Origin of the sequence: uncultured Methanobrevibacter sp. (assembly GCF_905235195.1) — an archaeon.
Classification (GTDB): Archaea; Methanobacteriota; Methanobacteria; order Methanobacteriales; family Methanobacteriaceae; genus Methanarmilla.
In genome coordinates this window covers 28,947-42,364 of sequence record NZ_CAJOKH010000034.1, presented here as the reverse complement: position 1 = coordinate 42,364, position 13,418 = coordinate 28,947, and the positions used below count along the sequence as shown (strand labels likewise).

General features: G+C 23.3%; 10 protein-coding genes. 5 read left to right on the top strand and 5 right to left on the bottom strand.

The window, feature by feature from the left end; all coding sequences use genetic code 11:
- Window positions 1-394: 394 nt before the first annotated feature.
- On the top strand, window positions 395-550 hold the full coding sequence (locus QZ146_RS05295) for a hypothetical protein (protein WP_295722619.1): 156 nt from the start codon (window positions 395-397) through the stop codon (window positions 548-550).
- Window positions 551-1,957: 1,407 nt separating this feature from the next.
- Entirely contained in the window at window positions 1,958-2,896 is a 939-nt protein-coding gene (gene pyrB, locus QZ146_RS05290; protein ID WP_295722618.1) for an aspartate carbamoyltransferase, read from the top strand.
- A 236-nt stretch (window positions 2,897-3,132) separates the two neighbouring features.
- Here pyrB and QZ146_RS05285 read toward each other — a convergent pair whose 3' ends face one another.
- Window positions 3,133-4,287 carry a Cdc6/Cdc18 family protein gene (locus tag QZ146_RS05285; protein ID WP_295722617.1) on the bottom strand — a complete coding sequence of 385 codons (1,155 nt, stop codon included), beginning with the start codon at window positions 4,285-4,287 and terminating at the stop codon, window positions 3,133-3,135.
- 807 nt (window positions 4,288-5,094) lie between these two features.
- Between QZ146_RS05285 and QZ146_RS05280 the strand changes: the two genes are divergently transcribed.
- The 3 genes from QZ146_RS05280 (at window position 5,095) to QZ146_RS05270 (ending at window position 8,273) form a co-directional block, all read left to right on the top strand.
- Window positions 5,095-5,559 (top strand): DUF2299 domain-containing protein, encoded by a 465-nt coding sequence (locus QZ146_RS05280; RefSeq protein WP_295722615.1) that lies wholly within the window; start codon window positions 5,095-5,097, stop codon window positions 5,557-5,559.
- A 245-nt stretch (window positions 5,560-5,804) separates the two neighbouring features.
- Window positions 5,805-6,872 carry a cobalamin biosynthesis protein gene (locus QZ146_RS05275; RefSeq protein WP_295722614.1) on the top strand — a complete coding sequence of 356 codons (1,068 nt, stop codon included), beginning with the start codon at window positions 5,805-5,807 and terminating at the stop codon, window positions 6,870-6,872.
- Window positions 6,873-7,232: 360 nt separating this feature from the next.
- Window positions 7,233-8,273 carry a cobalt-precorrin 5A hydrolase gene (locus QZ146_RS05270; RefSeq protein WP_295722613.1) on the top strand — a complete coding sequence of 347 codons (1,041 nt, stop codon included), beginning with the start codon at window positions 7,233-7,235 and terminating at the stop codon, window positions 8,271-8,273.
- Window positions 8,274-8,692: 419 nt separating this feature from the next.
- Here QZ146_RS05270 and QZ146_RS05265 read toward each other — a convergent pair whose 3' ends face one another.
- From QZ146_RS05265 to QZ146_RS05250, 4 genes are all read right to left on the bottom strand, one after another.
- The gene (locus tag QZ146_RS05265; RefSeq protein ID WP_295722612.1) at window positions 8,693-9,592 is read right to left on the bottom strand and encodes an Ig-like domain-containing protein; all 900 of its coding nucleotides are present in this window, start codon (window positions 9,590-9,592) and stop codon (window positions 8,693-8,695) included.
- A 752-nt stretch (window positions 9,593-10,344) separates the two neighbouring features.
- On the bottom strand, window positions 10,345-11,553 hold the full coding sequence (locus tag QZ146_RS05260; protein WP_295722611.1) for a CDP-glycerol glycerophosphotransferase family protein: 1,209 nt from the start codon (window positions 11,551-11,553) through the stop codon (window positions 10,345-10,347).
- A 103-nt stretch (window positions 11,554-11,656) separates the two neighbouring features.
- Window positions 11,657-12,424: a sugar phosphate nucleotidyltransferase gene (locus tag QZ146_RS05255; RefSeq protein WP_295722610.1), complete on the bottom strand. Its 768-nt coding sequence runs from the start codon at window positions 12,422-12,424 to the stop codon at window positions 11,657-11,659.
- Between the two features lie 15 nt (window positions 12,425-12,439).
- Complete coding sequence (locus tag QZ146_RS05250; protein ID WP_295722609.1) at window positions 12,440-13,408, bottom strand: NAD(P)H-dependent glycerol-3-phosphate dehydrogenase; 969 nt, start codon at window positions 13,406-13,408, stop codon at window positions 12,440-12,442.
- Window positions 13,409-13,418: the final 10 nt, after the last annotated feature.

The following is a 13,418-nucleotide window of genomic DNA, read 5'->3' as shown; positions in this document are numbered from 1 at the left end:
GAGAAAAAGATAAATATTATCATAAAAAATGCAAAGCAAACATTCAAGATAGCTTTTAAAAAATCAAAATTTTCTTAGCTTGACAGCATTGTATAAATACCAAAAATTAAACTTTTTTTTCATTATTGGGTGTCCTCCAAAATGCAATTTTTGAATTTTAGGTCAAAATTTTTTTCATATAAAATTTATTGATTTTTAAAAATACTTACTAATATTTAATTAAAGTATCTCAATAGTTTCAATGTTTTCACATAATTAAATTAAGCTTATTTTAATAGTTAATATTTGATTTAATTATATTTACAAAAGTAAATATTATATATTAGTTCTAATATTAATTATGTATGTTATGTTATTTATGGTTAAGAGAAATATTAATAAAAAATAAGTAAAATTGGGTATTGAAGTTTATGGAGAAAATATTCCAAAGGATCATATCTCTCATTTTATCGTGGATTTTATTGAAGAAAATTACAAACTTTTAAATATTGAAGAAAAAGAAAAAACTGGCAAAAATCCATTTCCTATTGTTCTATACTCAAATTATTGATTTATTCAAAAAAGAACATATAGAAAGTGCTAAATATATATCTAAGATGGCAAAATACCATGAAATATATAAATTCGTAGTGATAGTATAAAACCATCAGAACGTTCAATACAAAGGTACAAAGATAAATATGGTTCCTATTTTGAAGCATTATTAAAAATGACTTTATAAAAAAGCTTATGATATGGATTTACAGAATTTAATCCTGTTGGATTATGGAACTATTAAAAAAGTATATAATTCTAACAAAATATCATAACAGAAAAAGAAACTTTAATATTAGATCAATACTTCAAAAGCATTTTAATTGATGAGGAATCTCTTAAAACTTAATAAACACGCTAAAAAAATTTTGGAAAATGAAAAATAATTACAATTAAAAATTAGAACTCATATATGACATAAAAACTCAATTAACACTCACAGGAGAGAAAAATTCTCAATAAAGGATATTAAAGCTCGTTTTATGAAAGGTAAAAAGGAAATTTTTTAGTTGCTTAAAATATCAATCTACATCGATTACGATACAAAATTATTTGTGCAATAAATGTCACACAAAATCCTACAGCCTATATGAATTACTAGAAATTGCAGATAATCATAAAAAATATAAATAAAAAACCAAAACATATCAGTGCTGGTTCAATATATTTAAATAAATATGTTTATCTTACTTGGCTAATAATAATATAGATGGATTAATCCCTACAAGAAAAAAATCCAAACAAAGATTAAAAGATTAAACCCAATCCTTTCCAGAAAGATCATTTTGATATAATTTTAAAAAAAATGCCTTCCTATGTCCAAACAATAAATATCTATATTTTAATAAAGAATATGTCGAACATAATGGAGATTCAAATAAATCAGATAAAATTAAAATAATCTACAATAATTATTCCTCTTGTAAAAATTGTGAATGCAGATTCAAATGTATTTCTACTCACAAATTCAGAAAACAATCAATGAATATGGTTCATCAATGAAGTATCTATGGAAGAAAAAATGGAAAATAAGAATACTCCAAAAGGTCAAGTGTTGAAGGACAATATAGAGTATTAAAAAAAACAATTCAATATAGAAAAAGAAATGGTCGTTGGGATGGGTAAAAACAGAAGAAAAAATAAATCTTGATGGAATAGATTAAAATATTAAAAGATTATATAATATTACTCATGATAAATCTAATTCAAAAAAAGATTTAACTGATTTTTGTGAAGATGTCTGTTTTTCACCAATTAAAATTAGATGTAATGATTTTTTAGTTTTTATTAAAAAATTGCATTTTGGCGGACAACCTATTTATCTGTCAATAAATTATTTGTAAAAAAGATTGTCTTACATGATATTTACCTGACAAGTATTAAATAAATTTTTAATAATAATAAAAATATATATTAATTATAGGTGATTGAAATTTTTTCACATAAAAATGTTATATCAATAAAAGAATTCTCAAAAGATGATATTAACTATATACTAGAGAAGGCAACAAAATTAGAAAAAGTTGCAAAATCACAAGAAGTATCTAAATCACTTAATGGAAAAATAGTTGGAATGATGTTTTTTGAACCATCTACAAGGACAAAGCTATCATTTGAAACTGCAACTAAAAGATTAGGTGGAGCATATATTGGAATTGATAATGCAGCATCAAGTTCTATATCAAAAGGAGAAACAATTGCAGATACAGCAAAAATGTTTGAATCATATTCTGATGCATTGGTTATAAGACATGAACTTGAAGGAGTATCCCGTTTTATATCTGAAATTGTAGATGTACCTGTAATTAATGCTGGTGATGGAGCAGGTCAACATCCAACACAAACCTTACTTGATTTATATACAATGAAAAAAGAATTTGGAGATATTGAAGATTTAAAAGTTGCACTAGTTGGTGATTTAAAATATGGTCGTACAGTACATTCACTATCATATGCATTAGGATTATATAATGTAAAAATGACATTTGTATCCCCACCTGAATTAAAAATGCCAAAAGAAAATCTGAGAGATCTAGAAAAAAATAATATAGAATATCTTGAGGAATCAAATCTAAATAAAGTTATTGATGATATAGATGTATTATATGATACTAGAATTCAAAAAGAACGTTTTCCAGATGAAGAAGAATATAATAAAATAAAAGATGCATATTTGATTAATAAAAAAATGTTAGAAGATAAAAATCTAATTGTTATGCATCCACTTCCAAGAGTAAATGAAATATCACAGGATGTTGATAATACTAAACATAATCGTTATTTCGAACAGGCTTATAATGGGGTTCCAGTAAGAATGGCAATACTTGAAACATTAATATCTAATATCAAAAATAAGAAATAATTATAAAATATTCTATTATTAAAAAATATAATAAAATAAAAATTAATATTAAATAAAAAATTTAATTAAAAAAAATATAAAAATATATAGACAAAATTAGACAAAATTAGATATACAATTAATAGATTATATCTATTAAAATTATAATATAACTTATTTTTAAAATTATTTTAAAAAATACAACAAATTATATTATTAAATATGAAAAAAAGAGTTTAAAATAAAATAAATAATTTCTATAAAGAATTTAATGTTTTATCAACTAAATCTTCTTCACATTGTAATTTAATAATATTGGTTCTACCTTTACCTCTACCACGAGAAACAGTATTAGTAGAAATTATACCAAGCATTTCAAGTTCATTGATAAAATCAAAAATTCTACGATATGTAACTGAATCGCCTTTAGAAACTTCTTTATATGTTTCATATAATTTACCTGAACTGATTTCTTCCTTATTTTGAGTGAGAATAAGTACTGATTCTAGTACTCTTTGTTGTTGAGTAGGTAATGTATTTATTATATCAGTTACCTTATTATGTTCTATTCTATTTTTAGCAGCAATAACATAATCCCCTAAAATTTCAGAAGAATCATTTTCATCTGCAATATCTCCTGCTGTAGATAATAAATCAAGTGCATACCTTGCATCGCCTTCTTCTTTAGCTGCCATAGCAGAACATAGTGGAATAACATCTTCATTTAAAACATTTTCATTAAAAGACATTTCAGATCTTTCATTTAAAATATCAGCTAATTGATCTGCACGATATGGTGGAAATACTATTTCTTTATCCCTAAGGCTACTCATAACCCTAGGTTTAATAAACTTTTTAAAGTCTAAATAATTACTAATAGATAATACTGATACATTTTCAGTACGAGTTAAAGTATATAATAAACCATCCCCATCCTTTTCAAGTAATATATCAATTTCATCTAAAATAATTATTAAAATGAGTTTCTTACCATCAATTTCCTGATTTAAAACTTCTCTAAAAGTATTAATAATCTCTCCTTTGGTCCAACCCCTATATGGAACATCTCGACCTAATCTTTGGCAAAGCTGTGCTAAAACCTGATATTCTGTTGTATAATCTGTACAACGAATATATTCAACATTAATAAATATTTTATTATCTTGAGCAGCTTCTATTAATTGCTTTTGAGCAAATTTAGCAGCAGCAGTTTTACCTGTACCTGTTTTACCATAAATAGTAACATCTGAAGGAGTTACATTATCTAATGCATCGATCCAATATTTTGCAATCTTTGTAATTTGTTCATCCCTATGTGGTAATTGTTCAGGTAAAAATTTATGACTTAAAGGACTTTTATCTTTAAAAACAGATTTTCCTCTATCCATATTAGTAAAAATATTATCTTTCATACAGCCACCTATAGCATAGTCTCAAGTAAATAACTTTAAAAGTATACAATCAAATTAATATAATTTAATTAAATTAATTAATTCTAAAATTATGAATTAAAAATTTAATGAATATCTTATAATAATATTTAGAATAATAATTAAAATAACAAATAAAATTATTAAAGTAAATAAGTAAAATTCACATCATTTAAAGATGTATTTGAAGTGTAAAAAAATGTACTTTTAAAAAAAATTTAAAGTACAACTGCAAGTGTAATATTGATATTTATCTTTTATAAATATTTCCATAATAATGAAAATTTTATTCCAGTGTGTGAGATGTATTTCAAGTGTAAACAAATTTTGTAAAAAATAAAAATCTGAAGGTGTATTTCAAGTGTAAATTTTCTTTTTGATATTTACATATTTTCATAAAATGAATTTTTAAAAAATTTTACAGAGAGAAAAAATTATATATTTTACAGTGGAAATATACCCCTTAAGTCTAACAATATCCTCGAAAATATTTCAGTGGAAACATATCTCTCACACTGAAAAGTCAAAAATTAATTATAGAAATAATAAAATTAAAAACTTATTAAATTATAAAAAATATCTAAGTATTATTTCAAGTATAAAAAAGATAATATATTAAAAAAATATTAAAAATAAAAATAAAATGAAATATAAAAAAAATTAATAATTAAATATTACATTACCAAACTTTTTATTTTATAAATAAAATAATAAAATAAATTAATTATTATAATAATTTAAAATAATAATAATAAATTATAATATTAAAAAAATATTTAAGTTGATACAATGATAGATGAAAACTTATTATTAAAATGGTTAAATGAAGAAGGATTATTAAGCAAACAAACAGAAGATGGTAATGCTAATTTTCATTATATTATTGAATACCCTCCAGATCATGTGATGGATCTAATTCAACATGTCGGTAAAGAAGATATGATTTTAGTTGGTTGTGCAACGGAAATAGGAACTGAACAAAAAGAAATGATAAAAAATGCATCACAACAGACAAAGGAAAATTTTATTTGGTCTATGAGATTTGGATTAAATCAATTTTTAGTTGACTTTGAATTGAACCATCCAAATAATGAGCTTGTTCGTTTTCTTATAACTGATGAGATATTTGAAGATGGACTTACAAAGGATAATTTAATTCATACAATAAAAAGAATATATAAAGCGAAACTTCAATGTTTATGGTTACTTGATAGAACATTCTCTCAAAAAAGCATAAATATTGATGAATTATAAATTCATTTATAAATCATATTTTTTTAAATGATATAATATAATTTAATTAATTTTTTTTATATTATTAAATTTTAAAGTATTAATAAATTGAGTATTATTTAATTAAAGTATTAATAAATTGAGTATTATTTAATTTTTTATTTTTAAATTTATGTTATAAAGGATATAATATAAATATTATATAAATTAAATTAATAATAATGATAAATATTTTTCTTTATGATAACTTTTTTATAACAATTATATTGTTTTTTACAGTATTTGTAATAGCAATTTTATTAGATAAAATTATAGGTGAATTTCCAAATAATATACATCCTGTAGTATTAATTGGAAAAGTAATAGAATTATTAAAAATATTTTTAATAGATATGAATTTATATATATCAGGTCTATTATTATTTTTAGGTGTATTTATTATATTTTTTATATTAAATTATGCTCTATATCAAGTTGTAATGTATTTACCTATATTTTTTGTAGTAGTTATATCTGGAATATTTTTTTCACAGGCATTTTCAATTAAATTTTTACTTGATTCAGCTGAAAGAATAAGATATATTCTTGATCAAAAGGATATTAAGACTGGACGTAGAGAAGTATCAAAAATTGTTAGTAGACCTACAGAAAACTTACAAAGACCTCAATTAATATCTGCTACAATTGAAACATTAACTGAAAACATTACAGATTCTGTAGTTGCTCCAATATTTTATTATTTTGCATTTGGATTAATTGTTATAAGTGTATTCTGTTATTATCATTTATTTGATGATGCATTTATAGTAACTAATTTAAACATATTTGTTGTAAATAATTTTGGTATGGATGCAAATAGTAATGTAATTGATATAATTTTTATATCTGTAATTTTTGTATATGCCTATCGTGTAATAAATACTATGGATGCTATGGTAGGATACAAAAATGGAAGGTATAAAAAATTAGGATTTATTCCTGCAATTGTTGATGATATAGTTAATTTAATACCTGCAAGAATTTCTGGTTATTTGATGATTTTTGCAAGTTATATTTTAGGAATGAATTGGAAAAATGCATATAGAATATTAAAAAGAGATGCAAGGAATTGTGATAGTCCTAATTCAGGTTACCCTATGGCAGCATGTGCAGGTGCACTTGGTATACAACTAGAGAAGAAAAATAATTATGTTATGGGGGATCCATATAAAGGGCTTGATACATATGATATTAGAAGGGCATATAACTTAAGTAGATGGACTATATTTTTATATTTATTACTTCAAATCTTTTTAACCGCCCTTTTATTTATTATAATTTCATTTTTATTCTAAATATTTACTAAAAATTAATTTATAAATTATTTTTTTTAGTATTTTTATTATTTTATATTATTTTTTTATTATTTTTTTATTTTTACTATTTTATTATTTTTATAAGGATTATTGCTAAAAATGTATTTTTTAAATATTTCTTTCTTATTTTTAAATAAAAAATGTATAGGAGTTTTTAATTAATTTTAAAATTAAACAGACACAATTAAATATTTTTTTAATATCTTTGAAAAGGAATTTTAAATTGTATATAAAAATTAATTTAATATAAAAAGCATAATATTTTTTAAGGATTATATATTTTATAAAAATATTTTTTCTATAAAAAAAAAGTTTGTTTTAAATTTTTTAGGTTTTAATATGAAAATAGCAATTTTATCAGTTACAGAAAAAGGTTTAAAATTATCAGAAGTTATTCAATCTAAATTAAATGATGATTATACAGTAATTAAAGCTGATATTTACCATAAAAATGTCATGAAAAACATGAAAAATGTATTTAATAAATATGACGCTATTATTTCCATTATGGCAACTGGTATTACTATAAGAGCAATATCACCTTATATCCAATCTAAAGTTTTAGATCCTGCTGTTTTAGCTATCGATGAAAAGGGCCAATATGTTGTTAGTCTTTTATCAGGTCATTTAGGCGGTGGAAATGATTTAACTTGTAAAATTGCTAAATATATTAATGGCAAACCAGTTATTTCAACATCTACGGATGTTAATTTAAAGTGTGGTATTGATTCAATTGCTTCAAAATATTTTTATGAAATAGATGATACTAAAAAAATAATTGATTTTAATAAGGCTATTTTAGATAATATTTCATTTAGTATTAAATCAGATAAAGATTTAAGTCATTTAACTAAATATTTCCCAGGAAGTACATTTAAACAAGTACCAAAACATAAATTAAGTTTTAATCATAGAGAAATTACTGATAATATTCCATTATCTATTGTTAATTTTTCATTTAAAAAGAACAATCAAATATATGAAATGAATATGATAGAGAAAAAATTAGTTATAGGTATAGGATCAAAACGTGGTATGAAAAAAGAGCATGTAATTTTTGCAATTGAAGAAGCTATCAAAAATTTAAATATACCTTTAAGCAGAGTGAATAGTATAGCAACAATTTCAATTAAAAAAGATGAAATTGGTATAATTAAGGCAGCACATGATTTAAATAAAAAAATTGAAATTATTGATATATATGATGTCCGTAATTTTCACTCAGATGATTGTTCAAGATCAGAATTCGTTTATAAAAAATTCCAAATAGATGGTGTATGTGAACAATGTGCTATGATAGCAGCAGGGCATGACTCAAAATTAATTCATAAAAAATGTGCTTTAAATGGCGTTACAGTTGCTGTTGCAATTTCAAAGTAAATTTAAATAAATATCATTTTTTTAAATTAAACAGCTCACTAAATTTAATTATATTTTAAACTGTTGTTTATCTATAATTTTTTGTTTTCTCTTTTTTCTGTTTTTATGGTGTTTTTAATTTTAATATTTGTTTATTATTTTTATGATAATTTAAAAAAAGATTAAGAGTTATTAAAAACTCTTAATATTAAAATATTTTTATGGTTTTACAGTTATTTTTACTTTTTTATTTACTTGATTGTAGTAACTGTTTCTTGGGACTGTAATAACTGCAGTGTATGAACCTTTTTTGTTTAGGTTTCTTATTGTAAATGTTGCTTGGCCTTTACTGTTAGTTTTAGTTGTATATGTTTTACCATTAACTTTTAAGCTTATTTTTGTGTTTTTAAGGGCTTTGTTTTTATTGTCTTTAAAGATTGCTAGTATTTTTTAGTTTTTAAATTAAGTTTGTAACTTGTTGATTTTGCTGTTATTTTTGGGGTTGCTTTTTTAAATGTGAGTTTTACAGATCCGGTAGACGCATTATAAATATCTGATCCTGCATATTTAATTTTTACATTATAGGTTTTTGGTGTAAGCTTTGCAATATTGATTTTTACTTGGCCTTTACTATTAGTTTTATATTTTTTGCTTCCTATGTTTACTGTTATATATGTATTAGGTATAGCTTTACCATTTGAATCTTTTAATGTAATTGTCAAATATTTACCTAGATTATAAGTAGTAGTAACTGGTTTTGCAGTAATTTTACTTGCTAATTTTTCCACTGTAAATGTGGTTTGGTTTGTTGTGGCAGTGTAGCATTCATCTTCTGCAACTTCTATAGTTAGATTATAAATACCTATTTTAGTAGGTGTGAATTTACCGTCTTTTATTTCTTGGCCATTAACTTTGATTGTTACTGTTCCATTACTTTCAGTGGTATATTTTATTGTTATTTCTTTTCCTAATATTGCTTCAATAGGGTCAATAATAACTGATGTATTTGCTTTTGAAACATTAATAGTTGCATTTTCTTGATTTAGTGCTCCTCCATTTTCTTCTACTTGGTTTTTGTTAAATATGAAGTTGTATACATCCTCATTTTGTATTGCTCCACCATCTACTCCTGATTTGTTTCCAATGAACTGACAATTAGATGCATTACCAATTTCTATTGCTCCACCATATTTTCCTGCTTCATTTTGAGTAAATATACAGTCAGTTGCATTACTAAAATGTGTTGCTCCACCATCTGTTAATTCTCTATTTCCATTTATGAAAGTTATATTGTAAAAGTTAACATTATGATTATCAATGACATTAAATATTCTTGCCATATCGTTTGCATCTATTGTTGCTCCATTACCATAAATCGTTAAATCTCTGGTAATTTTGACTCCTTCATATAAGTTATGGTCTGAATCATTATTAAATTTGTAATCATTAGATAAGTAGATTGTAGAATTCTCATTTCCATTAATCGTATTATTTAAGTCTGTGAAAGTTAATGGATCTTCATCAATGTTGTGCTTTCATCTGCTCCAGACTTATATTGATTATCCTTATTATTTTCTTCTTCTTTAAGTTCAACATTCTCTTAACTAATTGAAACGTCATCATATCGGATATTTGTTTCTAAATTAGTAGTCTCTTATTATTATCAACACTAATTATATCTTTGTCTGTAGTATTTTCTGTTGCACTTTTGGCCTGAATACTTAAAATACAAAGAAGGAATAATAATGCTAATAAATATATTTTTTTATTTTTCATTATGAAATCCCTCAAGAGATTTTTTCATATATAATATTAGATATTATAGATTAAAAATATTAAGGATTAATAATAATTCACGGGTCTTAATTTTTTTAGGATTTGTAGATATCCAAATTTTCATTATTTGAGTTAAAAACATAATAAAAATAATGAAAATTAAGTTTTTTTTTCAAAAATTAAGGTAAAAATAGAAAAAAGTGTTTTTTATAAAAATTTTAGAAAATCAAATAATGTTTCTAAAAAGTTTTTTTTAAATTAATTGATTAAATATCTCATTGTTTAATTATATTTTGAAAAATATATTTATTTAAACTTAATTATCTCTAATTAAGTCTATTACCTTCCTTGATGCTTCACCATTATCAAATTCATTAAATTTATCATTAAATTTTTTATATTTTTCCCCATAAAGATTTTCATATTCATCTAAACTATTATTAATAAAATCTATAAGATCTTCTGTAGTCATACATATAGGACCTGGAACCTCACTAACCATATCAAAGTAAAAGTCTCTTAGATTATTTTTATAATTGTCTAAATCATATGTATAGAAAAGCATAGGTCTTTTTAAAAGAGCATAATCAAACATTACAGATGAATAATCAGTAATCATTATATCAGATATAAGGTATAATTCCTGTATATCCCAATCAGCATCACATTCTATTACAAAATCCCCATACTTACTCCAGTCAATATTATCTTTAACTAAATAGTGGAATTTAACGATTAAGTAATATTCATCTTTAAGTTTTTCATAAAGCATATCAAAGTCCATTTCAGTTGCAAATTTATATTCGCCTTTTTTATAATATTCATTATCTCTCCAGGTTGGAGCATAAAGAATGATTTTTTTATCAGTTGGAATATTAAATTTTGATTTAATTGTCTCTATATCTTTTGGATTATTTTTATGAATTAATATATCGTTTCTTGGATAACCAATTTCTAAAAATTCACCTTTAAAGTCAAAAGCATGTTTAAAGATATTTGATGAATATGAATTTTGTGATATTAGATATTGCCAGAGATGAGAATTTTTTCTAAAATCATCATGATATTGGGTAATGTCCTGATTTCCACTCATATCAATATAATCCATATCTAGTGCTAACTTTTTAAGTGGAGTACCATGCCAAGTTTGGATATATTTAGTGTTTTTATTTTTTTTAAGATAATATAAATGTCTTGAATCAAATATCCAAGTACCACTTCGAAGAGTGTAATATAAAAATTTGAAAAATGGTTTTTTAACTTTTATAGGATTTCCAGGTATTTCCGTTTTTGTATTTGTTAGTACCCAAACAGATTTAAATTCCTTATCAAGGCCTTGATTTAGAATTTCTTCATATATGGATTTAGGATTACCAGTATAATTACGACCATTACTTGATTCAAACAGGATAATATTTTCATTTGGAGGTATAATATAGGAAGCTATATAATATAAAGCTCTTGCAGAATATTTAGCAGTATTATAAATTATGTCCTTTAATTGTTTTTTAAATGTTTTCGCCATATTATCCCTTTTTTAATCAAATCTTTATATTTTAATTTATTTTTTTTATTTTTATATTTTTTTTAAATAAATCAATATTAAACTTATGTGTTATAAGAAATTATTAGCCTTCAAGTTCCTCAACTAGTCTTTGGGCATATTCCCAATCATTAATATCATCAATTTCACTCCATTTTAATCCATTTGTTAAGATGAAATCAATTGTTTTAATTTCACTTAAATCTTTAAATGAAAAATCATAATAGTTTTGTGGATTTTCATTAATAGATTCATTTAAAAATTTATTAAAATCACTAATGTCTGATTTAACAATTTTAGAAATTCCAATAAACTCTCCAGTAGAACTATCAATATCTAATTCTTTTCCAATAGAATTGATTATTCCATTAGTAATTGTTTTATCATTGTTAAAACTTTTATTATCAATAATTAATTTAAAAGATTCTTCATTTAACTGCTTATAGTTATCAATTATCATAGAACTATTACTGCTTTTACTAAGTCTTTTAATAATTAATGGATCTACTACATTATCTCCATTAACTAATATAAAATCATCTAAAGATTCTTTTTCAATAAATCTACTTGCAAGATAAGTTGAAACAGAAGTATTAGTTATATCATATTTTTCATTTATTATAATTTTAATTTCTATATTATATTTATCTTCAAGTTTTTTTGATAATTGTTCTACTTTTTCACCATTATATCCAATTACAACAATAAATTTGCAAATACCAGAGTCAATACAGTTTTTAATCATTCTCTCAAGTAGAGTTATATCATTAATTTTAAGCAGTGCCTTTGGAATATCTTTTGTAAGAGGCATTAATCTTGTACCCATACCTGCAGCTAAAATTACTCCTATCATAATATCACAATTTTTTTAATATTCTATTTTACTCCACAATGTTTTAAATGCTATTTTTGGAGGAATTTGTTTTACTATTACATCATAAACAAAATCTACAATAAGACTTTTAGTATTTGTTCTAGTACAAATATCTTTAATAGCCATTATTGAATTTTTCCCTTCAAAAACTATACCACTAGCTTTCTCATCAACTATAATTCTCTGACCATATAACATACCTAGTGTATGATTTCTACTTTCAGAAGATGTTGAGGTTAAAACCAAATCACCGAAACCACAGTATTCACTTGCAGTAGATTCATCTCCTCCAAAACTTTTAATTATATCTTTAGTTTCCCTAAATCCTTTTGTAAGCACGGAATATCTAGCATTTTCATTAATATTCATACCTTCACAAATACCATTAGCTATTGCATTAATATTTTTAATTACACCAGATAATTCTAATCCAAGCACATCATCAATGATTTTAACTTTAAAGTCTTCTGTTTCAAGAACTTCTTTTACGATTTTAGAATTTAGAGGATTATATGATGCAATATTTGTAATAGTTGGAAGGTTTAAAACAATTTCAGATGCAAAATTTGGTCCAGATAAGGCTACATAGTCATTGTCAAAAAAATCTTCAATGATTTTACCCATTGTTTTAAGGGAAGGATATTCAATACCTTTTGCTGTTGTAACAAGAATTATATCATTTTTAATAATTTTTTTAAAATCTATAAGTATATCTCTAAAGGCAGATGAAGGTATTGCTAGGAAAATAATTTTACAATCCTTTAAATCATTAATATCTGTTGTTGCAATAATATTATCTTTTAATCTTATATTTGGATAATATTCACTATTGCAATGATTTTCATTTATACTACTTTTAAGTTTTTCTCTTCTAAGAAAAAGGATTACTTCATCAACATTTAATGCTACTGTTTGGGCAATTGCTGTTGCTAAACTACCAGCACCAATAATACCTACATTCATTTAATCACCA

What these genes read in the sequence shown, in the direction of transcription:
- QZ146_RS05285 (WP_295722617.1), bottom strand. Translation starts at nt 4,287, where the DNA reads ATGAAAGATAATATTTTTACTAATATGGATAGAGGAAAATCTGTTTTT.
- QZ146_RS05280 (WP_295722615.1), top strand. Translation starts at nt 5,095, where the DNA reads ATGATAGATGAAAACTTATTATTAAAATGGTTAAATGAAGAAGGATTA.
- QZ146_RS05270 (WP_295722613.1), top strand. Translation starts at nt 7,233, where the DNA reads ATGAAAATAGCAATTTTATCAGTTACAGAAAAAGGTTTAAAATTATCA.
- QZ146_RS05265 (WP_295722612.1), bottom strand. Translation starts at nt 9,592, where the DNA reads ATGGCAAGAATATTTAATGTCATTGATAATCATAATGTTAACTTTTAC.
- QZ146_RS05260 (WP_295722611.1), bottom strand. Translation starts at nt 11,553, where the DNA reads ATGGCGAAAACATTTAAAAAACAATTAAAGGACATAATTTATAATACT.
- QZ146_RS05255 (WP_295722610.1), bottom strand. Translation starts at nt 12,424, where the DNA reads ATGATAGGAGTAATTTTAGCTGCAGGTATGGGTACAAGATTAATGCCT.
- QZ146_RS05250 (WP_295722609.1), bottom strand. Translation starts at nt 13,408, where the DNA reads ATGAATGTAGGTATTATTGGTGCTGGTAGTTTAGCAACAGCAATTGCC.